The sequence below is a fragment of the Streptomyces virginiae genome (genome assembly GCF_041432505.1).
Classification (GTDB): Bacteria; Actinomycetota; Actinomycetes; order Streptomycetales; family Streptomycetaceae; genus Streptomyces; species Streptomyces virginiae_A.
In genome coordinates this window covers 7,600,159-7,623,913 of sequence record NZ_CP107871.1, presented here as the reverse complement: position 1 = coordinate 7,623,913, position 23,755 = coordinate 7,600,159, and the positions used below count along the sequence as shown (strand labels likewise).

At 71.0% G+C, this 23,755-nt stretch carries 24 protein-coding genes and 2 pseudogenes; 11 read left to right on the top strand and 15 right to left on the bottom strand.

Features of this window, described 5'->3' with window-relative positions; all coding sequences use genetic code 11:
- The 8 genes from OG624_RS35090 to OG624_RS35055 form a co-directional block, all read right to left on the bottom strand.
- On the bottom strand, positions 1-858 hold the full coding sequence (locus OG624_RS35090) for a universal stress protein (RefSeq protein ID WP_266448553.1): 858 nt from the start codon (positions 856-858) through the stop codon (positions 1-3).
- Positions 858-1,760: a universal stress protein gene (locus OG624_RS35085; RefSeq protein ID WP_033223164.1), complete on the bottom strand. Its 903-nt coding sequence runs from the start codon at positions 1,758-1,760 to the stop codon at positions 858-860. The genes OG624_RS35090 and OG624_RS35085 overlap by 1 nt, the downstream gene beginning before the upstream one ends.
- A 177-nt stretch (positions 1,761-1,937) precedes the next feature.
- Positions 1,938-2,237: a DUF1876 domain-containing protein gene (locus tag OG624_RS35080; RefSeq protein ID WP_033223162.1), complete on the bottom strand. Its 300-nt coding sequence runs from the start codon at positions 2,235-2,237 to the stop codon at positions 1,938-1,940.
- Positions 2,238-2,258: 21 nt separating this feature from the next.
- Positions 2,259-4,940 carry a cation-translocating P-type ATPase gene (locus OG624_RS35075; RefSeq protein WP_033223160.1) on the bottom strand — a complete coding sequence of 894 codons (2,682 nt, stop codon included), beginning with the start codon at positions 4,938-4,940 and terminating at the stop codon, positions 2,259-2,261.
- Positions 4,933-5,589 (bottom strand): Rv1733c family protein, encoded by a 657-nt coding sequence (locus tag OG624_RS35070; RefSeq protein WP_371640316.1) that lies wholly within the window; start codon positions 5,587-5,589, stop codon positions 4,933-4,935. The genes OG624_RS35075 and OG624_RS35070 overlap by 8 nt, the downstream gene beginning before the upstream one ends.
- A gap of 36 nt (positions 5,590-5,625) precedes the next feature.
- Complete coding sequence (locus OG624_RS35065) at positions 5,626-6,129, bottom strand: flavodoxin domain-containing protein (protein WP_033223157.1); 504 nt, start codon at positions 6,127-6,129, stop codon at positions 5,626-5,628.
- Entirely contained in the window at positions 6,126-6,401 is a 276-nt protein-coding gene (locus OG624_RS35060; protein ID WP_266354541.1) for an Hsp20/alpha crystallin family protein, read from the bottom strand. Before OG624_RS35060 ends, OG624_RS35065 begins: the two co-directional genes overlap by 4 nt.
- Positions 6,402-6,451: 50 nt before the next feature.
- On the bottom strand, positions 6,452-6,805 hold the full coding sequence (locus OG624_RS35055) for a putative PEP-binding protein (RefSeq protein ID WP_033223153.1): 354 nt from the start codon (positions 6,803-6,805) through the stop codon (positions 6,452-6,454).
- Between OG624_RS35055 and OG624_RS35050 the strand changes: the two genes are divergently transcribed.
- Both OG624_RS35050 and OG624_RS35045 read left to right on the top strand, forming a co-directional pair.
- Complete coding sequence (locus tag OG624_RS35050) at positions 6,783-7,001, top strand: PEP/pyruvate-binding domain-containing protein (protein ID WP_244290859.1); 219 nt, start codon at positions 6,783-6,785, stop codon at positions 6,999-7,001. The genes OG624_RS35055 and OG624_RS35050 overlap by 23 nt on opposite strands.
- An 11-nt stretch (positions 7,002-7,012) precedes the next feature.
- Positions 7,013-7,069: pseudogene (locus OG624_RS35045) on the top strand (hypothetical protein); the annotation flags it as partial.
- Between the two features lie 435 nt (positions 7,070-7,504).
- Here OG624_RS35045 and OG624_RS35040 read toward each other — a convergent pair.
- The 4 genes and pseudogenes from OG624_RS35040 to OG624_RS35025 all read right to left on the bottom strand — a co-directional run.
- On the bottom strand, positions 7,505-9,907 hold the full coding sequence (locus OG624_RS35040) for a glycoside hydrolase family 65 protein (RefSeq protein ID WP_033223152.1): 2,403 nt from the start codon (positions 9,905-9,907) through the stop codon (positions 7,505-7,507).
- On the bottom strand, positions 9,904-10,194 hold the full coding sequence (locus OG624_RS35035; protein ID WP_343299047.1) for an HAD-IA family hydrolase: 291 nt from the start codon (positions 10,192-10,194) through the stop codon (positions 9,904-9,906). Before OG624_RS35035 ends, OG624_RS35040 begins: the two co-directional genes overlap by 4 nt.
- Positions 10,195-10,659: 465 nt before the next feature.
- Positions 10,660-11,340, bottom strand: a complete 681-nt coding sequence (locus tag OG624_RS35030) for a helix-turn-helix domain-containing protein (protein WP_371640315.1) — start codon at positions 11,338-11,340, stop codon at positions 10,660-10,662.
- A gap of 107 nt (positions 11,341-11,447) precedes the next feature.
- Positions 11,448-11,803 (bottom strand): annotated as a pseudogene (locus OG624_RS35025) (alcohol dehydrogenase catalytic domain-containing protein); the annotation flags it as partial.
- A 175-nt stretch (positions 11,804-11,978) separates the two neighbouring features.
- Between OG624_RS35025 and OG624_RS35020 the strand changes: the two are divergent.
- From OG624_RS35020 to OG624_RS35010, 3 genes are all read left to right on the top strand, one after another.
- Positions 11,979-13,406 (top strand): MBL fold metallo-hydrolase RNA specificity domain-containing protein, encoded by a 1,428-nt coding sequence (locus tag OG624_RS35020; protein ID WP_244290858.1) that lies wholly within the window; start codon positions 11,979-11,981, stop codon positions 13,404-13,406.
- A gap of 104 nt (positions 13,407-13,510) precedes the next feature.
- The gene (locus tag OG624_RS35015) at positions 13,511-13,981 is read left to right on the top strand and encodes a cyclic nucleotide-binding domain-containing protein (protein ID WP_371640314.1); all 471 of its coding nucleotides are present in this window, start codon (positions 13,511-13,513) and stop codon (positions 13,979-13,981) included.
- Positions 13,978-14,631 carry a CBS domain-containing protein gene (locus tag OG624_RS35010; RefSeq protein ID WP_033223147.1) on the top strand — a complete coding sequence of 218 codons (654 nt, stop codon included), beginning with the start codon at positions 13,978-13,980 and terminating at the stop codon, positions 14,629-14,631. The genes OG624_RS35015 and OG624_RS35010 overlap by 4 nt, the downstream gene beginning before the upstream one ends.
- A gap of 13 nt (positions 14,632-14,644) precedes the next feature.
- Here OG624_RS35010 and OG624_RS35005 read toward each other — a convergent pair whose 3' ends face one another.
- Both OG624_RS35005 and OG624_RS35000 read right to left on the bottom strand, forming a co-directional pair.
- Positions 14,645-15,466 carry an ABC transporter permease subunit gene (locus tag OG624_RS35005; protein WP_033223145.1) on the bottom strand — a complete coding sequence of 274 codons (822 nt, stop codon included), beginning with the start codon at positions 15,464-15,466 and terminating at the stop codon, positions 14,645-14,647.
- The gene (locus tag OG624_RS35000; protein ID WP_033223144.1) at positions 15,463-16,374 is read right to left on the bottom strand and encodes an ABC transporter ATP-binding protein; all 912 of its coding nucleotides are present in this window, start codon (positions 16,372-16,374) and stop codon (positions 15,463-15,465) included. Before OG624_RS35000 ends, OG624_RS35005 begins: the two co-directional genes overlap by 4 nt.
- 153 nt (positions 16,375-16,527) lie before the next feature.
- Here OG624_RS35000 and OG624_RS34995 point away from each other — a divergent pair, with 153 nt between their 5' ends.
- The 5 genes from OG624_RS34995 (at position 16,528) to OG624_RS34975 (ending at position 20,042) form a co-directional block, all read left to right on the top strand.
- Positions 16,528-17,904, top strand: coding sequence for a rhodanese-like domain-containing protein (locus OG624_RS34995; protein WP_371594021.1), 1,377 nt, complete (start codon positions 16,528-16,530; stop codon positions 17,902-17,904).
- Between the two features lie 41 nt (positions 17,905-17,945).
- Positions 17,946-18,305 carry a rhodanese-like domain-containing protein gene (locus OG624_RS34990; RefSeq protein ID WP_371594673.1) on the top strand — a complete coding sequence of 120 codons (360 nt, stop codon included), beginning with the start codon at positions 17,946-17,948 and terminating at the stop codon, positions 18,303-18,305.
- Complete coding sequence (locus OG624_RS34985; RefSeq protein ID WP_033223139.1) at positions 18,302-19,048, top strand: sulfite exporter TauE/SafE family protein; 747 nt, start codon at positions 18,302-18,304, stop codon at positions 19,046-19,048. The genes OG624_RS34990 and OG624_RS34985 overlap by 4 nt, the downstream gene beginning before the upstream one ends.
- Before the next feature lie 89 nt (positions 19,049-19,137).
- Entirely contained in the window at positions 19,138-19,722 is a 585-nt protein-coding gene (locus tag OG624_RS34980; RefSeq protein ID WP_371594020.1) for a rhodanese-like domain-containing protein, read from the top strand.
- A gap of 53 nt (positions 19,723-19,775) precedes the next feature.
- Positions 19,776-20,042, top strand: a complete 267-nt coding sequence (locus tag OG624_RS34975) for a metal-sensitive transcriptional regulator (protein WP_033223135.1) — start codon at positions 19,776-19,778, stop codon at positions 20,040-20,042.
- A 341-nt stretch (positions 20,043-20,383) separates the two neighbouring features.
- Here OG624_RS34975 and OG624_RS34970 read toward each other — a convergent pair whose 3' ends face one another.
- Positions 20,384-21,106, bottom strand: coding sequence for a hypothetical protein (locus OG624_RS34970; RefSeq protein ID WP_033223279.1), 723 nt, complete (start codon positions 21,104-21,106; stop codon positions 20,384-20,386).
- Positions 21,107-21,315: 209 nt separating this feature from the next.
- Between OG624_RS34970 and OG624_RS34965 the strand changes: the two genes are divergently transcribed.
- Complete coding sequence (locus OG624_RS34965; RefSeq protein ID WP_033223133.1) at positions 21,316-23,730, top strand: heavy metal translocating P-type ATPase; 2,415 nt, start codon at positions 21,316-21,318, stop codon at positions 23,728-23,730.
- Positions 23,731-23,755: the final 25 nt, after the last annotated feature.

The following is a 23,755-nucleotide window of genomic DNA, read 5'->3' as shown; positions in this document are numbered from 1 at the left end:
CTATTCGGCAGGAACCGTGATCACCGGGCAGAACGCCCGGTGCAGCAGTCCGTGGACGACGGAACCCAGGCGCATGCCGGAGTAGCCTCCGCGTCCGCGGCGGCCCACCACCACGGCCAGGGCGTGTTCGGCGGCCTCCGCGAGCTCCTCGACCGGATGTCCGATCGGGATCTCGTGGGAGAGCACCACGTCCGGATATTTCTGCGACCAGCCGGCCGTGGCCTCGGACAGCATCCGCCGCTGGGCCTGCAGTGCGACCTCCTCGTCGTGGAGGAGGAAGACCGGCGGCTGCCATACCGCGATGGCGCGCAGCGCGGCGCCGCGCAGGTCGGCTTCCTCGAAGGCCAGCGCGAGCGCCGCCTTCGAGGACTCGCTGCCGTCGATGCCCACGACCAGGTAGGGCGGCTGCTGGGTGATGTGTTCGGGGTTTCCGACCACGACGACCGGGCAGTGCGCCTGGGCCGTGACCGGGACCACCGTGGAGCCGGCGCTGAAGTGCTCCGCGGTCCGGCTCAGGTGGCGGGATCCGAGTACGAGCATGCGGGCCTGGTGGGAGAGGCGGCCTATGGCGGGGACGGGGAATCCTTCGATCAGGTCCGTGGCCACGGCGGCCCCCGGGTGTCGTTCCCTCGCCCAGTCGGTACCGGCCGCGAGGGCTTCCGAGCCCGCCTGGCGCAGGGCAGTGGTGCGAGGGGTGTCGTCGACGTGCCGTGCGTGGTGCGGAGGAGGCACGGTCACGACGAGTCGGAGCCCGGTCCCACGGCGGTGGGCCTCGTCCGACGCCCAGGCCAGGGGTAGGTGCCAGTCCCTGGCCGGGTCGATACCGACGACGATCTCGCGGCGTTCGGCGGCGGCCATCACGATTCGTCTCCGTGCTCGTCCGTGTGGCGCGGGACGAGCAGCACGGGGCAGTGGGAGTGGTGCACGAGGCTGTGGGTGTGCCGCCCGAGGGTGGGTCCCAGGTATGCGGAGGCCCGCCGTCCGCCCATGACCAGCAGGTCGGCGTGTCGGGAAGCCTCGACCAGGACACCGGCGACGGACACGCTCTTCTCGGCGTCCGCCCGCACGGTGAGGTCCGGGAACTCCTGGCGGATCTGCTCGGTCACCGCGGTCAGGTGCCGGACGTACTCGTCGGCGATCTCCGTGACGTCGTCCATCATGGTCACCACGCTGCCTACGGACTGGAGCACGTTCCACACGTGGAGCAGCCGCAGCTCGGCCTTGCGGAGCTCGGCCTCGCGCGCCGCGTGACGGACGCAGTCCAGGTCGTGCTCGTCACGGACCCCGGCGAGCACCGTCCCGCTCTCGGCGCCGCCGTCGGTTCCTCTGACGATGATGACGGGCGTCTTCGCTCCTGCCGCGACCTTCAGGCCGACGGATCCGAGCATGAGCGAGTTGAATCCGCCCAGACCCCGGTTGCCGACCACGATGGTGCCGCGAAGGCCGGCCGCCCGGTGCAGGCCGGCCACCGGGTCGCCACGACTGAACTCTGTGGTGGCGCCCAGGCCGGGGTGCTGTTCATTGACCGCGGCGGCAGTTTCGTCGAGCAGTTCGCGGCCGGCGACACGGACGCGCTCGATGGTCTCCGCCGACACGTAGAGGGCCCGGCCGTCCGTGTCGGCGCCGTACACGATGTGCAGCGGACGCCCGCGACGCTCGGCCTCTGCCGCTGCCCAGAGGGCGGCCTGACGGGCGGGCTCGGAGCCGTCGACGCCGACGATGACGGAGCCGAGTTCCGAACCGCTGACGCTGTTCTTCATGATTCCTCCTCGCCCGGGGCCAGTGGGGTCTGTTCTCACGCTGACACCGCGGACCCCGTCAGGAAGAGGGCCGCTCAGGACCTTCATGGGGGCCAAAGGTCCCTGCCGAGGACGGTGTGCAAGATCCCCTGATCGCCTTCGGACACACTGGTCGGACCGGCCACCGGTCCTTGCTGGTCACGCTCCGGTATCCAGCCACCCGGGGTACGGCTTGAGGGACTCCGGGAGAGACGGGGCACTGGCGGGCCGCATGTCACCGTAGGCGGCTCGCTTCATCTGGAGGGCGAGATCCTCCATGGCGCGAGCGACCGCGAGCTCGTCGCCGATCTCCGGGACGTCGGTGTCCTGGGGTGCGCAGCGGGCGGTGCCGTGGCCGGTGAGCTTGTTCGTGCCGGTGTCCAGTTCCAGGCGGGCCTTGGTCGTATGGTCCTCCTCGAAGAGGTGGAGACGGACCTTCCATTCAGCAATATGTGACATGGCGTGCCTCCGGTAAGGGTGTCAGGGCGTCGTGTGCCGGTGAGTGCGCCGGACCCATCGCCGCAGTTCGTCGGTGCCCCAGACGATGACGGGGAAGGTCGCGATGAGGGCGACGACGTCCAGCGGCAGGGCGGCGGTACCGAACAGGCCCTGCAGGGGCGGCGCGTAAACGAGGGCTGCCGTGAAAACGAGCTCGAAGGCGATGCCCGCCAGGAGCAGGGGGTTGGTGAACAGACCGATGTCGCGCAGGGCCGCATGGTCGGTGCGGGCGGCGAAGGCGGTGCCGACCTGGCAGGTGACGATGCCTGCGAACGTGGCCGTGGTCGCGGTGACGTACGCGTGGTGCAGGGGGCTGCCCGTGCCGGTGGGGTCGCCCGGGTGCCAGCCCGCGCGCCACAGTACGTAGAAGAACGCGCCCATGACCAGGACCGCGGAGACGGTACCGAGGTAGCCCCAGCTACGGATGAGCATGTCTCGGGAGATGACTCCTTGCGAGCTCGGGCGGGGAGGGCGGCTCATGGTGCCCGGCTCGGCTCGTTCGCGGCCGAGAGCGAGGGCGGGGAGGGTCTCGGTGCCGAGGTCGATGGCGAGGATCTGCAGGACGGTCAGCGGAAGTGGGACCGTGCCGGCCGACAGCGCGAAGACCAGGAAGGGCACGACCTCGGGAGTGAGGTGGGCGAAGATGTAGACGATGAACTTGCGGACGTTGTCGTAGACGCGGCGGCCCGATTCGATCGCGGTGACGATGGTGGCGAAGTTGTCGTCGGTCAGCACCATGGTCGACGCCTCCCGGGCCACGTCCGTGCCGGAGAGTCCCATCGCCACTCCGATGTGGGCCCGGTGCAGGGCGGGGGCGTCATTGACCCCGTCACCGGTCATGGCGACGATCTGCCCGTGGGCGCGCAGGGCGTCGGCCACCTTCAGCTTGGTCTCCGGTGAGGAGCGGGCGAAGACGACTTCGGCGTCCGACGGTGCGAGGAGTGCGTCGAGTTCGTGGTCGCCGACCGACTCGGACTGTGCCACCACCTGCAGACGAGGTAGGCCTATGCCGACTTCGCGTGCGACGGCCGCGGCGGTGGCGCCGTTGTCACCGGTCACGATGTGCACGCGGAGCCCTGCCTCGTGGCAGCGCCGGACAGCAGCGGCGACTTCGGGACGCGGTGGGTCGTACAGGCCGACGAGCCCGAGCAGGCGCAGCCCGGTCTCCGCGTCCTGGCGGCGACTCGGCACCTCGGCACCGGCCGGCAGTGTTCGGACGGCGACCGCCAGGACGCGCATGCCTTCGTGGGCGAGTTCCTCCGCCGCAGCGGCCGCGGACTGCGAACTGCCTTCCAGGGTTTGCAGCACCGTCTCCGGCGCGCCCTTGACGATGACGCGCAGACCCTGCAAGCCATCGGCTTGGACGACGGACATCAGACGCAGCCGGGGGTCGAAGCGGAAGAGGGCTCGGCGCCCGGTGTCACGGCCGTCGAGGTCGACGGGAGCGGCGTGGCCAGCGGCACCTTCCACCAGAGCCATTTCCGTCGGGTCGCCGTGAAGTTCGCCTCCCTCACCGCGGGTGACCGTCGTGCACAGCGCGCCGGTTCGCAGCAGTTCTCCGTCCCAGGGGCCGGGCTCCCTTCCGTGCTCCGGCGTCCATACGGCTTGGAGTCGCATGCGGTTCTGGGTGAGGGTTCCGGTCTTGTCGGTGCAGATGACGTTGGTGGAGCCGAGGGTTTCGACGGCGCTCAGGCGTTTGATCACCGCTCCTTGGCGGGCGAGGACGCGTACGCCGACGGCGAGCGCGAGGGTGATGGTCGGCAGCAGGCCTTCGGGGACGTTGGCGACGAGGAGCCCGATCGCGAACATGAGGGTGTCCGTCAGCGGCAGGCCCACGGCGACTCCGGCCGCCAGGAACACGCCGCCCATGGCGACCGCTACGGCGGCGATGAGCCAGGCGACCTTCTTGACCTGCTGTTCCAGGGGGCTTGGGTCGCGGCGGGTGCGCTGACTCAGTGCGGCGATGCGGCCGAGTTCCGTGTGGTCTCCGGTGGCGAACACGATCGCCTGTGCCTGGCCCCCGGTGCAGACGGTGCCGCTGAACACGAGGTTGGGTTCCTGTAGCAGCGGTGCTCCGACGAGTCCGGGGCCGGCGATGCGTTCGGCGGGGGTGGACTCCCCCGTCAGCATCGACAGGTCGACCTCGATGCCTCCCTCGGTCAGCCGTGCGTCGGCGGGAACCTTGGCACCCTCTTCCAGAACGACCAGGTCGCCCGGCACCAGTTCTCTTGCCTCCACCGCCGAGGGCCGGCCGTCGCGGATCACCAGGGCGTGCTCGGGCAGGTACTTCGCGAGAGTCTCCACCGCCTGCTCGGCCTGCCGCTCCTGGACGAGCGCGAACGCCGCGTTGACGAGAACCACGGCGATGATCGCCCATCCGAGCACGGGAATGCCGGCGACGAACGCCAGCGCGGCGGCCGCCCAGAGCAGCAGAGCCAAGGGGTGGACCAGTTGCCGTACGAGTTCACGTCCCAGTGACGTACGCGCCTTGCGGCGGACCTCGTTCGGGCCGTAGACGGCAAGGCGGCGGGCCGCCTCGCGTGCGGAGAGCCCACTCGGCCCGGTGCCGAGTTCGCGCCTCAGGAGCGGCAACGGTTCCAGAGGGTCAGGGCTCGGGGGCAGCCCGCCCGCAGGGGACGGGGGCCGGGTGGCTGCCTCAGTCATCGCCGGACCCCTGCTCGCGCCGCATCCTGCCGGACCAGCGCGGCTCCACGGCCTCCCACTCGTGCTCCCACCGGGACAGGCTGCGGGTCTCGACGAGGTGGAGGCGAAGACGGATCACTGCCCCCGAGGCAAGGGCGAGCAGTCCGAAAGCTCCGGCTCCCGCCGCTGCCGCCGTGAGCGCGCGTTGAGCTTCGGACGAAGGCGCCTTCGCTTCCCGGCCGGCGTCATCGACCCAGATCGCGACCGCCCGGTCTGCCGGAGTGCCGAACGGGACGGAGATCGTGTCAGCGTGCTGGTGAGCGGCCGGGTACTCCCAGACGGCTGGAGCGACCACCCGCGAGGTGCCGCCGGAGCGGTTGGAGACCCCGCGCTCCGCGGAGCCGACCGTCGTCGCCTCGATCCGGTGCCGGTGGCCAGCCGCCTCCCTGGCGGTCCGGCTTTCGGAGTCCCAGACGGCCGTCGTGACGACGACGCCGCAGAGCAGGGCGCTCAGGAAGGACAGGACGAAGACGACGTTCCAGCGGCGCCGGGTCCGGTCGACCGGCCGACACAGCTCGTTCGGACGTCCGCCGAACAGCCGGCGCACCCGGCCGGCTCTCGCCGGACGCGATCGTGGGGGCCCGTCTCCGGGCGTGACGGCCTCGGACATCGTGCACCTCCGTGCGCTCTGATCCTGCCCGGCCGCTCAGCGGGGAGCGGCGAGTTCGGCGCTGATGTGGTGGGCCCACGTCCGGATCCGCTCGGGATTGCGGAAGTCCCCGCCCTTGCCGGCACGGACCATGGCTCGGGCGATGAACCCGGGCGTATTGGAGGTGATGCTGCCGCCGAAAGTGACGTGCTCGCGTGCGCCGAGGCGCTCCATCTCCCGGGCCACCGCCGGGACCGGCGCGATGTCGTGCTGCTCGGCGGAACTGTCGACGGGGCCGCTGCTGAACAGGTAGACCGGGCGGTGCTTGAGGAGGTCCTCGTTGCGTTCGGCGCAGCGCTTGGCCTTGCCGCTCCAGTGCCCGGCGTACAGGGCGCCTCCGAGCACCACGGCGTCGTAGCCGCGTACGTCGTCCACGTCGTCGGCGGGGACCACGACGGCGTCGAGGCCGTCCTCACGCAGGGTCCTGCCGATCTCGGACGCGATGCCGGCGGTCGCACCGTGCTTGGTGCCGTAGGCGACCAGGACGCGCTTGGAAGTCATGACGACTCTCCCTTGCCATCTGCTGTGGTGCGCTTGACGGGGATGCTGCGCCTGGACTTCTCGGGCGCGGCCGGCAGCGGCACGCGCACGGCCCTCTGCGAGGAGCCGTAGCGGAACTCCGAGTGATCCTTCTCCTCCTTGCTCTCGGTGTGTTCGGCGCTGACGGTGAGGGTGTCCCCCTCGACCGTGATCTGGATGTCCTTGTCGGGGTCCATCCCGGGAAACACGTCGGGGAACGGGCTGCGCCTGCGCTCTGGGTGCGTTCCTGGCATGGTGTGCTCCGTTCCGGCGCCTGGTCAGCGCCTTCCTGTGCCGCCTTCTTTCACTGTCGCGAGGGGGACGGCTGCTCCGCTTGGGGCCATCGGGTCCCGGATGGGGCCGTTCGGCCCTCCCCGTACCGGGCCAGTTCGGCGGCGGCCACGTGCTGCTTGACCACCGCGAAGCTGTCCGGGGCGACGGAGATGGAGTCGATACCGGTCTTGACCAGGAACTCGGTGAAGGCGGGGTCGTCGCTGGGTCGCCGGCCGCACAGGCCGACCGTGCGGCCGACGGACTGGGCGCGCGGGACGAGGGTCTCGATGCTGCGGGTGACGGCCGGGTCGGTCTCGTCGAAGACGCGGGCGAGGGCTTCGGAGTCGCGGTCGACGCCCAGGGTGGTCGACCCCGATGAGTACACCGTCTTCAAGCCCAGCCTGGAGGACCCGGAGCTGGACCCGCTGGTCGACGTACGCGTCGGAGCGAAGCGGCGGAAGGCGGTCTACGCGGAGCACGGACTGACCCGGACCGTCGACACCACCCCCGAGGAGCGCTCGCAAAGGGTCCTGACCGACACCGAGGTCCGGCTCCTCGCCGACTGGGCACTGACCGTCTGAAGGTGTACGTCATGGCGGAGATCCCCGCCAACGTCATCCTGGCCGAGGACTTCGCCGAACGCTTCGACGGCTTCTCCATCGGCAGCAACGACCTCACCCAGCTCACCTCAGTACGGGAGCGGGCGGCCGGACGGCGTGCGGAGGTCCAGCGGCGCGGGCTTGTGGGGCTGCTTCAGGTGGGGCTGGATACGGATGCGCTGCATCGTGGCCACCTCTTCCGGAAACGGAGCCTGAATCGGCATCCGGCTTCCACGGTCACGCCTGGAGGTGGCTGCGCCGCAGTGCCGAGTGGGACAGGAGCGAGGGGCCGACCGGTCCGTACCTCGGAGGGGCCGACCCGCCCATGGCGGGCCGGGCAGGGAACCGCAGGGCTCATGCCCGACAGGTGCAGGCCGTGCAGGCGGCGGGCAAGTCCGAGACGACCATCGCGGACGTCTACGAGGCGACGATGACGGTGCCGTGCCCGCGAGAGGGTGTGTGCGCTCCTGAACGGTGTTCACCGGTCAGCCGGCTTCCATGCGGAACCACCTCTGCCGACCCGCGGGCAGGTCCGCAGTCACGCCACCGGGCAGGCACAGGGGAAGGGGAGGCGCCGTTCGGGACGAGGGGACCTCGATGCCCAGTTTTCCTGGGAGGAACCGGATATGAATGCTGCGGTGCCCCAGGCAGTCGACGGTGAAGGAGCAGCGCGGCACCTCCCGGAGCGGGACGGGGTCGATGCGCAGTCCGTCCGGGCCGACCCCGACCCCCACGATGCCCCGTTCGATGAGGTCGAGGGTGCCGGCCATGGCTCCGAGGTGGATGCCTTCGCCGGTGGTGCCGCCCTGGATGTCCATCACGTCGCCGAGCAGTGCTTCCTCGCAGTACCGCCAGGCGTCGGGTCCCTTGTGGCGGGCCAGGACCCAGCCGTGGACGAGGCTGCTGAGCGTCGAACCGTGGCTCGTGCGCTGCAAGTAGTACGCGACGGTCGCCCGCCAGAGGTCGTCGTCGAGCCGGTGGCCGAGCCGGGCGAAGATGTCGTGCAGCTCGTCGGGGCGGAAGAGGTAGCCGAGCATGAGGGTGTCGGCCTGCTTCGACGCCTGGTAGCGGTTCACCGTGTCGTCCTCGGACTCCAGGATCCGGTCGAGGCGGCGGATGTCCGTGTACCGAGCGCGATAGGCGTCCCAATCCAGCTCGGCCAGATCGCCGTAGCCCTCGAACTGGCTGATGACATCGCCGTGCAAGGGGACGAGAAGACGGCGTGACACGTCCTCCCAGCGGTTCAACACCTCTGCATCGACGTCCAGTTGTTGCTCAAGTTGACGCATGCGCGTCCTCGGCAGCTCTGCGGCCAGCTCGAGTGCGCGGGCCAGCACCCATGCGGCGGTCACGTTCGTGTAGGCGTTGTCGTCGATCCCCGGAGTCGCGGCCCCGGGGTAGGCGTCGTGATATTCGTCCGGGCCCACGACCCCGCGGATCCGGTAGCGCTCCCGGTCGGTGTCGTAGTCGGCGGCCGCTCCCCAGTAGCGGGCGATGCTCATGAGCAGTTCGGCGCCGGGGCCGTACAGGAAGCCGGTGTCACCGGTGGTCTGCGCATAGCGCCAGACGTTCCAGGCGATCGCGGAGCCCACATGGCGCTGGAGGCGGGAGTGGTCCGGCAGCCAGCGGCCGGAGCGCGGATTGAGGTGCAACGTCTGCGTTTCCTCGTGCCCCGAACTGGCGCTCTGCCAGGGGAACATCGCGCCCGGCCGCCCGGCCCGCCGCGCTGCGGCACGGGCCGCGGGCAGGCGCCGGTGGCGGTACATGAGCACGGCGCGTGCCACCTCGGGGAGGTGCAGGGTGAGGTAGGGGGTGACGAACAGCTCGTCCCAGAAGACGTGACCCCGGTACGCCTCTCCGTGCAGGCCTCTGGCGGGTACGCCGACGTCGAGCTCCGCCGTGTGGGGGGAGAGGGTCTGCAGGACGTGGAAGGCGTGGAGGCGGAGGATCCGGCCGGCCTCACCGGGCATCTTTACCTCGCCTCGGCTCCACAGGTCTTCCCAGGCGGCCTTGTGGCCGGCGAGCGCGGTCGCGAAGTCCGGTGCGTGCGTGACGTGTTCGACCGCAGACGTGAGCGGATCGCCTGCGGGTCGGTCCAGCGAGCTGTGAAGGGCGGCTGCCTTGAGGACGACGACGGGATGTCCGCGGGAGATCGGCAACCGGAAGGTCTGCACGGTCGCCGCCTCCGTGCAGCTCAGGGTCACGGCGGCCAGGGGGCGGGAGGATGTGCGTACCGCGATGCCGATCCGGGTGCGGAGCGATGTGGTCTCGCAGGAGAGCCAGGCGATGCCGTCCGCGCCGACGCCGGTGCGGTGGCCCGTGAGGTGGCGCCCATCGAGGGCCCGGTACCGCGCGACGCCGGCATTGGTGACGTCACCGTCGAGTACGGACTGGATCTCGATGGTTCCGCGCCATCCGGACGCGCGGAAGGTGCTCTGCTGAGCGGCGAGGTAGGGGTCCGCCATGTGAACGAGCCGGGTGTGGGTGACGCCGAGCCGACGGCCGTGGCCGTCCTGGAACAGCATGCGGCGGGTGAGGGTCCCCGCGTGCAGGTCCAGAACGGCGCGGTGGTGGCGCAGGCTCGCGTCGTCGGGAGTGAGCCACTCCCCCGCCGGCCCGTCCTCCGGCAGGCAGCGGTAGCGCACCCGGGTCCAGTCGGGGAGGTTGACCATGTCCTCGTTGCCGACCTGCTTGCCGGCGACCTGCGAGGAGAGCCAGTTGTAGCAGCCAGCCGCGTAAGTGCCGGGATAGTGCACGGCGTCGGCGGGTGATTCGGGGGCGGCTCCACGCGTGGCGAACCGGCCGTTGCCGAGGGTGCACAGGGCCTCGACCGACCGCTCCGTCTTCGGGTCGTAGCGGTCGAAAGTCCAGGTCCACGCGGTGTTCACGGACACGCTCCGGCAACGGATTCGACGACGGCGGTGAGGTCAGGGAGCACGACATCCGCGCCGCGATCCCGCATGGTCTCTGCGGCAGACATGCCGCCGGACCGGTCCAGGCCGATCACCAGGCCGAAATGACCGCGTCGGCCCGCCCCCACCCCGGCCAGAGCGTCTTCGACCATCGCCGCGTCGGCCGGGTCCACGTGCAGCCGGCGTACCGCTTCCAGGAACAGGGCGGGGTCCGGCTTGCCCGCCAGGGTCAGCCGCTCGGCATCCGTGCCGTCCACGAGCACGTCGACGAGGGGGGGTGATCGCGGCGGACTCCAGCAACGGGCGGGCATGTCTGGATGCGGAGACCGCGGCGCACAGCATCCCCTGGGCACGCAGCGCTTCGAGTGCGGGCCGGACTTCCGAGAACGCCTCGACGGCTCCGGCCCGGAGCGCTTCCGTGAACGCGCGCTCCTTCCGGGCGGCGACCGCCCACGCCGTACCGCACCCCGGCGGATCCGCGGCGTCGCCCGGCGGCAGCTCGATGCCGCGCGCGGTCAGGAAGGCGAGAGCGCCGTCGAGACGGGGTTTCCCGTCCACCAGTTCCCGGTACTCCCGCTCGGCGTCGAAGGGCGGCTGAGCTGCGTGGCCAGGGACGGCCGCCCAGGCGTCGAGGCAGCCGTCGAAAGCCGACTTCCACGCTGCGGCGTGCGGCACGGCGGAGTCGAGAAGGACCCCGTCGGTGTCCAGGACGACGGCGCGCAGCGGGCTCACTGCCGGATCACCCGGCGCCCGGTGATCCGGATCGCAGTGAGCTTCATCCAGTGGGTCCGCGGACCACCGGCCCAGGGCAGGGAGTACGCGACGGCATCGAGTCGGCCGAGTTCCTCCGCATCGGTGACGCCTTCTGCCTCGCCCACGGCCATGACGCTCCAGCCCAGGCGCGTGACGTCGTCGATGCGGTCGACCTCGAAGGCCGCTTCCGTCCCGGCGGCCCGCGCGAGCACCGCGTCACCCGAGGTCCTGAAGGCGATGTCGCGGCCCGCCACCACGTAATTGACCGGGAAGATCGCCGGACCGTCCGGGGTGAAAACGGCGATCCTGCCGACGCCGTGCGTGGAAAGCAGCCGCCGGCACTCGCCGTCGGACAACTCGACCAGCTCGGCGTCCCGGACGGCGGTTCCTCTGCCGGGTGGGTATTCCGTCGTCGCGCCGGAGAGTTCCGCCGTGGTCGTCCCCAGCGCGTCGGCGAGACGCAGGAGGGAGCCGGTCGCCGGCGCTGCCGCGTGTTCCTCCAGGTAGGTGATGTACGCGCCGTCAGCCCCGCAGCGCTCACCCAGTTGGTCCCGGGTGAGGCCGAGTTCCTCACGGCGCATGGCGATCCGCCGTCCGAGGTCCGTGCGTCCGGTCGGCGCCTCCGCGGTGCCCGGCCTGTGCTGGGTTCTGCTCATCGTCTTCACGTCCTCTCGGTGTCACGGCCGGGTGGCCGGTACGGTGACGGCGTCGTGCCGGGCCCACCGAGCGCGACCTTGGGGGCGCCGGTGTCGCCCGCACGGGCTGTGCCGGCGATCGTGTGGCCCGGCACCCGCCCGCTGCTCCCGCAGCACTGGCCGTAGTGGCACTCGCGGCAGAAACGGCAGCGGCCGCAGGCCGAGATGCAGGAGACGAGCACCCGGTCCCCGGGCCGCACCGTAGGGACGTCGCCGCCGGTCTCGACGGCGGTGCCGACCGCCTCATGGCCGAGGATCCTGCCCGGGGTCCCCTCGGGCACGTCCCCTTGACGATGTACAGGTCGGTATCGCAGATGGTGCCGGCGGCGACACGAACGATCGCGTCGACGGCGTCCTTGATGCCCGGGTCCGGTAGGTCCTGCACTGCGGTCTGTCCGGAACCCTGGAAGACCAGTGCCTCCATGACGTCCCTTTCTTCCATTTCCCACCGCTTGAGGTGTCACCGCCAGGCTGGACCGGACTCGACCGGCCGCGCATGGGCCGATCGGTCCCCTGCCGGGGCCTGTCGGCCCCCTGCCGGCCCCCGCACCCGGTGCGATGGTGAGAACCGGATCCCCTTACCGAAGGGAGGGCCGGTCGTGTCCGAGACAGCCCAGCGCCCCACCACCACCTCGCCCAGACCCGCACTCCTGCGGTTGCTCGGTGCAGTACGCACGGTCACCGGCAGCAAGTTCCTCGTCGAGAGCGACCACGCCCGCATCCTGGTCGACTGCGGGCTCTTCCAGGGTTTCGCGGACCTGCGCCGTCGCAACTGGGAGAAGCCCGGCTTCGATGCCTCCGACCTCCACGCCGTGGTCGTCACCCATGCTCACCTGGACCACTGCGGCTATCTGCCGCGCCTGGTCCGGCACGGCTTCCGTGGTCCGATCCTGAGCACCGCCCCGACCGCACGGCTCGCCGAGATCGTGCTCCGTGACAGCGCCCGCCTCCAGATGGAGGCATCCGAGCACGCCAACAGCCACGGCTGGTCCAAGCACCGCCCCGCCAAGCCGCTCTACGACGACACGGACGTCGAGAACACGCTGAAGTTCTTCGACCCGGTCGAGATCGGCAGCGAGATCGAGATCATGGCGGGAACGAAGCTGAGGCTGCACCACGGTGGGCACATCCTCGGCTCCGCCTGGGCCCACCTCACGCTGGAGGACGGCCACACCCTGGCCGTCAGCGGCGACCTGGGCCGCCCCGGGCACCCCCTGCTGCTGCCCCCGGAGCCGTTCTCCGGCGCCGACGTGCTACTGATGGAGTCCACCTACGGCGACCGCCGACACGACCACGAGACGGCGCGGCGCGAGTTCGCTGCCGTGGTCACCAGAACGCTGTCGCGCGGCGGAACCGTGGTCATCCCGTCGTTCGCGATCGACCGGACCGAGGTGGTCCTGCACGAGCTGGCCGGGCTGCGCCGCGACGGCACCTTGCCCCGGCGCGTACCCGTGTATGTCGACAGTCCCATGGCCCTGGCCGCCCTGGACGTCTACCGGGACGCCTTGCGCTCCCACTCTCCCGAGCTGAGGCCCGAGATCCTGGCCCAGGGCGAGGCGGCGTTCAGCCCGGAGCCGTTCCTGGCCGCCCGTACCGTCCAGGAGTCGATCGACATCAACAGCACCACCGGGCCGGCAGTCATCGTCTCCTCCGCCGGCATGGCCACCGGTGGTCGGGTCCTGCACCACCTCCACCGACTCCTGCCCGACCCCCGCAACGCCGTCGTCATCGTCGGCTTCGCCGCCGCCGGAACGCGGGCGCGTGACCTCGTCGACGGCGCCCGCACCCTGAAGATGTTCGGCGAGTACATCCCCGTACGTGCCGAGGTGGCCGACGTACCCCACTTCTCCGCCCACGCCGACGCCGACCAGATCATCGACTGGCTGCGCGCCGCCCCCGCCCCGCACACCACCTATCTCGTCCACGGCGAGGAGATCGCGGCCGAGACTCTCCGGGACCGCATCGACCGCGAGCTGGGTTGGACGGCCGTCGTACCCAAGCCCGGGGAGGCCGTCCTGGTCCGCTGACCCGGGCCGTATGGGCCCTGCGGTATGCACCACGAGGTCCTCCCGCAACCCCGAGGACCGGCGCGAGCCTGAAGGGGAAGGGCTGGAGGCACACCATGGCCGGCATGAACACTCTCCTGGACGAGATGGGACCCGAAGCGCGTGAGGCCCTGCTCGCCCACGCCCACCGCGTGGACATCCCCGCCGGAACCCGCATCTTCAAGGAACGACAACGGGCCGACCGCTTCTGGATCATCGAGAACGGCACCGTCGACCTCGACCTGCACGTCCCCGGGCACAAGGCCGCCGTCATCGACACCCTCGGTTCGGGAGAGCTCCTCGGCTGGTCCTGGATGGTCCCGCCCTACGCCTGGCACCTGGGGGCCGTACCCACCCTGTCCGCGCACTCGAATTCGACACGATGGCCGTACGGAAGCTCTGCGAAGAGAACCCGCCCGTGGGCCGTTGCATATCCACCACTGTTGCCGCAGTCATCGCCCGTCGGCTCGACTCGGCCCGCACCCGGATCCTCGACCTGTTCGCACTCCACCACAGCGACATGCCCCTCGCCTACGCCCGCTGAGGACCAGCCATGACCTCCACCCCGTACACCGTCAACGACGTCATGACGAAGACCGTCGTCACCGTCACGCCCGCCGCCGAATTCAAGGAGATCGCGACCGCGATGGAGCGCTGGCAGGTCACCGCGGTCCCGGTCATCGAAGGCGAAGGCCATGTCGTCGGCGTCGTCTCCGAGGCCGACCTCCTCACCAAGGAGGAGTTCCACGAACACGGACCGAGCCTCATCGAGCAGATGCGCCGCCTCGGCGACACCGCGAAGGCCGGCTCGGTCCGCGCCGAGGAGCTGATGACGAGCCCGGCCGTCACCATCCGCCCCGACGCCACGCTCCCCCAGGCCGCCCGGCTGATGACCGACCGCCGCATCAAGCGTCTCCCGGTCGTGGATGCCGACGGCACTCTCCTCGGCGTCGTCAGCCGCGCCGACCTCCTGAAGGTCTTCCTCCGCTCCGACGACGACCTGGCCGCCGAAGTCCGCCGCGAGGTCGTCGAGCGCCTCTTCCCGCTCTCTCGCCGTGACATCACGGTCGACGTGACGCACGGCGTCGTCACCCTGAGGGGAAGGACCCGCGACCCCCACCTCATCCCCGTGGCCACGCGCCTCGCCCGGGCTGTTGAAGGCGTGGTCGGTGTGCACTCCCGACTCGAAGGCCCCGTATCCCCCTGACCGCTGTCCCGGCCTACGGGGCCAGGTCCCGCCTCATCAGCAACGCGTGGCCCAGGATGAGCCCCACCACTCCGACCCCGACCAGAATGCCCAACTGCGGCCACAGCACGTGGCCCTGCGCCAGTGCGTCACCCGGTGTGTAGTAGTGGAAGGGGCTGATGAACCGCAGGGGCGCCGCCTTGGACCAGGCCAGCGCGATGAAGTTCAGCGCGAAACCGACCGCCCCGATCGCGATCGTCGCACCGATCACCTGGGCGCGCCGGCTCCCCCATGCGGACACGGCCAGAGCCGGTCCGGCCAGGCACAGGGCGAAGCCGCACCCCATCAACCCGGCGGCGAAGACACCGCTGAGCGGCACGTCCCGGTGGATGTCCGGCGACAGCCAGACGCCTGCCGCCACCGTGAGCGTCGCCGCGGCGTTGAGGGCGAGAGCGGCGATCACCACGGCAGCCGTCCGCTCGGCGAGCAGCCGGTTGCGGCTCACGGGGCGCACCATGATCAGCTCGATCGTCCCGGATTCCACGTCGGCAGCCACCGCCGCCGCGGCCAGGGCGCCGATCGCGGTCAGCTGCATGGCGATCCAGAACGGATGCACGAGCCCGGCCCCGAGCAGCCCCGGATAGCTCGCGATCGAGACGTCCCCGCCCGACCCGCTGAACGCCCGGTAAGCCGACGGGGGTCCCTTCCCGCCCGCCGAGAACAGCTGCCCCGGCGCGATCGTGTTCGCCACCACCACGATCAGCGCCTCGAAGACGACCATCCCCACCACCAGGGCCATCAGCATCCGCCGGCGCCGGTGCAGTGCCAGCCACAGCAGGGGCCACCGCGTCTTCACGGCGCCGCCCCCTCCGCCTTGCCGTTGCGGTACAGGTCCAGGAACGCCTCGTCCAGACCCGCCTCCTCCACGATGACGTCGGCCACTCCCAGGGCCAGCAGCTCGCGCAGTGCCCCCACCACCTCGCTCGGGGGTACGAGCAGCTCCACCCGGTCGCCTTCCCAGCGGGGCGCCCACTGCTGCGCGCGCCCCAGAGGGCGTGCCCCCTTCCCGTCGCCGAAGGTCAGGCGGATCCTTCGCGCACGCGCCTCCCGCAGGGCGGCCACGCTCTCCACCGTCACCAGGCGCCCGTCCCGGATGATCGCCACGCGTCCGCAGGCCCGCTGCACCTCCGGGAGGACATGGCTGGACAACAGCACGGTGCGGCCGTCAGCCGCTGCCTGTTCCATCAGCTCGAAGAACGTCTCCTGCACCAGGGGATCCAGCCCCTCGGTCGGCTCGTCCAGTACCACCAGCCGGGGATCGTGCTGCAGCGCCTGCACGAGGCCCAGCTTCTGCTTCATACCGCGCGAGTACCCGCCGACCGTGCGGCGCAGGACCGCCGGCGTCAGTCCCAGCCGCTCGCACAGTTCGGCCCGCCGTGTGCAGGGCCGGCCCTGGAGGGAACACAGGAGGTCGAGGGTCTGCGCCCCGGTGAGCTCCGGGTACAGCCGCAGCTCACCGGGGAGATAGCCGAGTTCCCGGGCCACCCGGCGGTGATCGGCGAGCGGGTCCATCCCCAGCACCCGCACATGCCCGGCCGTCGGGCGCAGCAAGCCGGTGAGGCATCTGAGGGTGGTGGTCTTGCCCGCCCCGTTCGGCCCGAGGAAGCCGAACACCTCGCCCGGGCCGATGCCGAGTGTGAGTTCCTCCACCCCGACCACGGCCCCGTACCGCTTGGTCAGTCCTCTGAGCTCGATCGCGTCCATGGCGCCCACCCCATCAGTCTGTGCCCTGGCCCGGACCGACGCGCAGTGAGCCGAGAACGGGTCCCGCAGCGCCACAGAAAATACCCCCGGGGGTACTAGTGCTACGCTCGAGATATACCCCCGGGGGTAATTCTCGCGAGAAGGAGCGACAGCGTGTTCTTCATCGACACCCTTGAACTGGAAGGGCTCGGCAACCGCAGCTACCTGGCGGGTGGCGCCCACACGGCCGTGGCGGTGGATCCGCCGCGCGACGTCGACCAGGTGCTCGCCGCGGCGGCACGGCGCGGGGTGCGGATCTCCCACGTCGTGGAGACGCACGTCCACAACGACTACGTCACCGGCGGCCTGGACCTGGCCCGCCTCACCGGCGCGGCCTACCTGGTGCCCGCCGCGGCCCGGGTGTCCTTCGACCGCACCCCCGTCCATGACGGAGACACCTTCGCCGTGGACGACGGGCTCACGCTGCGGGCCCTGGCCACCCCCGGCCACACCCCGCACCACACCTCCTACGTTCTGGAGGAGTGGGGTTCGGCCGTCGCCGCGTTCACCGGAGGCTCCCTGCTGATCGGGACGGTCGGACGGCCCGACCTGGTCGAGCCGCGCCTGACCGAGGAGCTCGCCCGCGCCCAGCACGCCTCCGCACGCCGACTGGCCGCTGAACTGCCTGACGAAACCCAGGTGCTGCCCACCCACGGGTTCGGAAGCTTCTGCTCCTCGGCCCAGGCCGACGGGGACGCCACCACCATCGGCAAGGAAAAGGCCGGCAACGACGCCCTGGTCCAGGACGTCGACTCCTTCGTCTCCGCCCTGCTGGCAGGACTCGACGACGTGCCTGCCTACTACGCCCACATGGGCCCGGCCAACGCCGCAGGTCCGGCTCCGGTGGACCTCACCGCACCTCCCGTGGCGGACGCCGCCGACATCGCCGCCCGCCTGGCCGCCGGGGAGTGGGTGGTCGACCTGCGAACCCGCATCGCCTTCGCCCGGGGACACGTAGCCGGATCGTTCAACTTCGAGGCCGACGGGAAGGTCGCGACCTACCTCGCGTGGTTGATCCCCTGGGGCAAGCCCGTCACGCTCCTCGCGGAATCCCCCGAGCAGCTGGCGAAGGCTCAGCGGGAACTGGCCCGGGTCGGGATCGACCGCCCGGCCGCAGCCGCCACCGGAGAGCCTGCCGAGTGGATCTCCGCGAACGAAGAACTGCGGAGCTTCCCGCGGGCCACGTTCGCCGACCTCGCCGCCCTGGACCCCTACGAGTACCGGATCGTGCTGGACGTGCGGCGGGACTCCGAACGCGCGGACGGCTGGATCAAGGACTCGGTGCACATCCCGATCCACCAGCTCCACCGACGCCAGCACGAGTTGCCGGCCGGAGTGGTGTGGGTCCACTGCGCGGGCGGAATGCGCGCGGGGATCGCCGCCTCCCTGCTCGACGCCGCCGGACGCGACGTCGTGGCCGTCGACGATTCCTTCGACGCCGCCCGAAGCGCGGGCCTACCGATGGTCACCGGGCCTCGTTCCGACAGTTGACGGCTCGCCCTCCCCGTTCCCCACAAGAGAAGGACCCGATGATGTTCTCCCTCCGCCGCGGCCCCGCCCGCGTGACTCCAGCCGATGCCCATCAGCGCGCCCGAGACGAGGGTGCCGTCCTGCTCGACGTGCGCGAGCGGGCGGAATGGACGGCCGGGCACGCACCCGGCGCCGTGCACGCCCCGCTCTCCGCCCTGCAGGCCGGCGCCGGCCTGCCTCCGGCTGCCCGGGGACGGCCGCTGGTGGTGATCTGCCGCTCCGGGCACCGGTCCCAGCGAGCCGCGAGAATCCTGACCGAACGCGGAGCCGAGGCCGTCGACGTCAAGGGCGGCATGAACGCCTGGGCCGCGGCGGGGCTCCCGGTCGTCGACGGCCGCGGAAGCAGCGGCTCGATAGCGTGAGCACGCTCGTCCTCGCCCTGGTCGCAGGAGCCGTCGTCGGCCTGGCACTAGGTGCCCTGGGGGGCGGCGGCAGCGTACTCGCGGTCCCCGCACTGATCTACCTGCTCGGCTTCACCCCTGCAGCCGCCACCACCGCGTCGCTGATCATCGTCACCGCCACGTCCGCCACCGCCCTCTACACCCACGCCACCTCCGGCAACGTCCGCTGGAGAACCGGCGCCCTCTTCGCGGCCGCCGGCATCCCTCCCGCCATGGCGGCAGCCGCCCTCGCCGCACGACTGCCCGGACAGCTGCTCACGGCCGCGTTCGCAGCCGTCGCGGGTCTCGCGGCCCTGCGCATGCTCAAGTCCCCCGCACCCGAGAACGAGGTCCGCCCGGTCCGCCCGGCCCGGGCCGCCGGAGCCGGCGCGAGCCTGGGGGCGGTCACCGGATTCCTGGGCGTCGGCGGCGGATTCCTCGCCGTCCCCGCCCTGGTCGGAGTGCTGGGTCTGAGGATGCGGGCGGCCATCGGGACCAGCCTGCTCGTCATCACCGTCAACTCGCTCGCCGCGCTCACCGTCCGTACCGGCGGGGCCGGTCCTCTGGACTGGGCAGTCGTCGCGCCCTTCACCGGGGCGGCGATCCTCGCCGCCTGGGACGGAAAGCGCCTGTCCGCCGCGATCAAGGGCCCAGCCCTTCAACGCATCTTCGCTGTCGTGCTGCTGTCCGTCGCGGCCTTCATGCTCACCGACGCGATCCGCTGACAGCGGGTCCGCCCACACGGCCACCCCCACAGTCGCCCGGTATCCGCACCCGGACCACCGCCAACATCCAGCAGGAGAGACAGTCCGCCATGAGCACCCCCCACGCCCTCAGCTCCGACCAGGCCCTCACCCGCCTGCACGAGCTCACCGTCCTCGACGTCCGCACGCCCGGCGAATACGCCACAGGTCACCTGCCCGGTGCCCTGAACATCCCCCTCGATCAGATCTCACGTGCCCTCCCCGCCATCCACCACGCCGCCGACCGCGGCGACATCCTGGTGGTCTGCGCCTCCGGAGCCCGCTCCGACAGCGCATGCAAGACGCTCGCCGAGCACGGCATCGACACCGCCACCCTCGCCGGGGGCACCGGCGCCTGGGCCGCCGCGGGCCATGACCTCCACCGCCCCGAGCAAGGCTCGCGCACCACATGGGGCATGGAACGCCAGGTCCGCCTGACCGCCGGCGCTCTCGTCCTCGCGGGCCTCGGGCTCGGCCTGCTCCACCCCGCCTTCCAGCTCATCTCCGCCGCCGTCGCCGGCGGACTGGCCTTCTCCGCCCTCACCAACAGCTGCGGCATGGCTGCCGTCCTCGCCAAACTCCCCCACAACCGTCCGCGGCATGGCGACATCGATGCCACACTGGCAGCCCTCCTCGATCACCGACCCCGGAGGTAAATACCCCCTGGGGTACCATGGACACGGACAGCACACCCATCAGGAGGTACCCGGTGAAGGTCGACGACGACGCGGTCAGCTCAGTCCTCAACCGACTGCGCCGCGCCCAGGGGCAGCTCGCCGGTGTCATCGCCATGATCGAAGCCGGGCGGGACTGCAAGGACGTCGTCACCCAGCTCGCCGCCGTCTCCAAGGCACTCGACCGCGCCGGATTCAAAATCGTCGCCAGCGGCATGCGCCAGTGCATGAACAACGCCGATGAGAGCCAGGCGCCCATGACCGAGGAAGAACTCGAAAAGCTCTTCCTCACCCTGGCCTGACAACCATCCGGAAGCCGCGCGAGGCCGATATTTCGCCATGACCCCCGGCCTCGCGCGGTCCGTGGTCGGCGCACCGGAGGTGACATCCGTGCCCGCCCCATGGACACGGAAGCGGAGGTCGCGCTGGGTCGTACTCCGCGAGCCCACGCAACGGGTCGGCCACGCGCCTCCCTCCGATGGTCGCCAACCGGATGGTTGGTCGCGTACCAGCGGGCACATCATCCGGCCATCCGCGGCAGCGCGGTGAACGGATCTACAACCGATCCGACGCGGCAGGTACGCAAGCACACCGCGATCGTCCCTGGCTTCCCTCTCGGCGGCATCCCCATGAGGAACCCGCCTCACCCGGACCGCAGCCGGTGAATCCGGGTGCCGAACACGCGCCAGCGCCGCTCGTTGTCGCGCACGAGTGTTGCCGATTCCGCGAGGAGGTCCGCCGCTCGGTCGAGCAGCTCGGACGCCGAGTAGAGGTAGGCGGGGGCGTTCCGCTCGGACCGGAGGTCGGACCGCAGCGCCGCAGGAGAGAACGTGACCCGGTCCAACAGGTCAAGGGAGCGGCGCAGCAGCCTGGCCACCAGCGCCAGCAGCCCCGCCGACTGCCAGTCGTTGGCGATGATGCGATGGCGCTCCCCGAGCAGATCGGCAAGCGCCGGATAGGCTGCCAGCAGGCCGACGGCCTCCCACGACTGCTCCATGGCGTGTGCGAGCCAGATTCCGGTCCGGTCGCTGTCCTCCGCAAGCTCCCTGACATCCCGCTTCAGCCGCTGGAGCTCGACGGGCTCGTCCTCCCCTTCCATGAAGAGGATCCCCGACTCCGCGACGAGCCCGGGGGCGTTCAGATCCTCCGCACCGGCGAAAGGATTCCCTGCCGACTCACCGACGTCGGTCACGCTCCACCGGCCTGCCAGCGACTTCAGTGCCCGGGACCTCGACTGAAGCTCGTCCGCCTGCCGCAACGGAGCCTGCGAGTAGAACTGCTCGTGTTCTCGATGGAACCGCGCGAGGTTGGCGATCACTTGCAACAGCGGTTCGGGAGGGATGGTCAGCGCCTCGTCCTGGGGCATGCGAGAAGTGTGCGCCCAGGACCCCGCCCGCCCGAATGACAACACGCCGCCGGTCAGGAGCAGGACCAGCGTCTCCCCGCTGCTGGTGCAGAGCAGGTCACGGCAGCGCCACCGGCTCCTCGCGCGGCAGCAGCCGTTGCGGCGCCCTCACCAGGAGCGCAGGCTTCTGTACAGGCGGAGCAGACCCCATCCGGGAGGCGAACGGGAGCATGGCGCACCCCGCAGACCACCGCACTACGGGCAAGGAGCGCAGCACGGCGGTGCTGGATGTGCGGGGCATGGTGCGCGCGAGCCAGCAGAGCACCGTCGCGGCCGTACTGGGCCGTCGGCCAGGCGTGCTCGACGTCGAGGTCAACCCGGTGGCGCAGTCGGCCACGGTCGTGTTCGACCCTCGGCGGACCTCGCTCGCCGAGCTGCGCGCATGGGTGACCGAATGCGGCTACCACTGCGCAGGCCAGTCGGTGCCCTCCCACATCTGCGATCCGATGCAGGAACCGGACCCGCCCGGCTTCACGGCTGCGCCGCAGCGCCCGCAGACGACGCCCGTGACCACAGCAGGCGCGCGCTCGCACGACGAGGCGAAGGAGCACGACGGCCACGGCGAGATGTCTATGGCGGCGATGGTCGCCGACATGCGCCACCGCTTCCTGGTCGCGGTGGCGTTCTCCGTCCCGATCGTTGTCTGGTCGCCGATCGGCGAGGAGGTCTTCGGCTGGCACGCACCCGTTCCGTTCGGCCTGCGCCAGGACGTGTGGGCACTGTTGCTGAGCCTGCCGGTGATCTTCTACTCCTGCTCGATCTTCTTCGTCGGCGCAGTACGGGCCCTGCGTGCCCGGACATTGGACATGATGGTGCTCGTGGCGGTCGCCGTCGGTGCCGGCTGGCTGTACTCGCTGATCGTCACCCTCACCGGGGGCGGGGACGTCTTCTACGAGGCAGCCACCGTGCTGGCCTCCTTCGTCCTGCTGGGCCACTGGTTCGAGATGCGTGCCCGCGGCGGTGCCAACGATGCCATTCGCACCCTCCTGGACCTCGCCCCGTCGAAGGCCGTGGTTCTGCGGGACGGCGGGCCCGTGGAGGTCGCCACCGCCGAGGTGGTCGTCGGGGATCTGCTGCTCGTACGCCCCGGGACGAAAGTCGCCGCGGACGGGATCGTGGAGGAGGGTGAGAGCGAGGTCGACGAGTCGACCGTGACCGGGGAGAGCATGCCCGTACACAAGGGCCCCGGCTCCCCGGTTGTCGGCGCCACCCTCAACGCCAACGGCACACTGCGGGTGCGGGCGACCAAGGTCGGTGCGGACACGGCGCTGGCCCAGATCGTCAAGCTCGTCCAGGAGGCCCAGAACTCCAAGGCTCCCGGTCAGCGGCTCGCCGACCGGGCCGCCTTCTGGCTCGTGCTCGTCGCCCTTGTCGGCGGCGCGCTCACCCTGGCCGTATGGCTGCTCGCCACCGACCGGCCCTTCGGCGAGGCCATGCTCTTCGCCATCACCGTGGTCGTCATCACCTGCCCGGACGCACTGGGCCTGGCCACCCCCACCGCGATCATGGTCGGGACCGGGCTGGGCGCCCAGCGGGGCGTGCTGTTCAAGAACGCCATGGCCCTGGAGGCATCTGCAGGCATCCGCACCGTGGTCATGGACAAGACCGGCACCCTCACCAAAGGCGAACCCGAAGTCACCGACGTGATCAGCGTCCGCGGCGGCGACGAGGACGAGGTGCTGCGGCTGGTCGCGGCCGTCGAGCAGGAATCGGAGCATCCGCTGGCCGCTGCGGTCGTACGGTACGCCGCCACGCGCGGCGTCGCCGCCGCGAGGGCCCACCGGTTCGAGAACGTACCGGGCCACGGCGCGACGGCCGTGGTCGACGGCCACCGGGTCGCGGTCGGAAACCGCCGCCTGATCGAACGTGAAGGCGTCGACCTCGGGCCCCTGAGCGGCCGGCGCAAGGAACTTGTCGCCACCGGCCGCACCGTCGTCATCGCCGCTGTCGACGGCCGGGCGGCGGCCCTCATCGGGATCGCCGACGCCCTGCGGGAGACTTCCCCGGCAGCGGTGGCCGACCTCCACAGCCTCGGCGTCGAGGTCGTCATGCTCACGGGCGACAACCGGGCGACCGCCGAACGGATCGCGCAGCGCCTGGGGATCAACACCGTCATCGCCGACGTCCTCCCCGGCGACAAGGCCGCCAAGATCGGCGAACTACAACAGGGCGGCCGCACGGTCGCCATGGTCGGTGACGGTGTCAACGACGCGCCCGCCCTCGCCCAGGCCGACCTGGGCATCGCGATCGGAGCCGGCACCGACGTCGCCATCGAGACCGCCGACCTCGTTCTGATGCGCTCCGACCCCCTGGACGTCCCCACCGCCCTGCGTATCGGCCGGGGCACCTCGCGCAAGATGCGCCAGAACCTCGGCTGGGCCATCGGCTACAACGCCATCGCCCTGCCCATCGCCGCCGGAGTCTTCGAACCCGCTACGGGCCTGATCCTCCGCCCCGAGATCGCCGCCCTGTCCATGTCCGGGTCCAGCATCATCGTCGCCGTCAACGCCCTCGCGCTCAAGCGCCTCCACCTGCCCCGCCCTCAGCGAACGGATCCGGTGGGCGGAGGCGGCGGGCGGGGCTGAGAGCTGTCCCGGGGCGCCCTTCGCG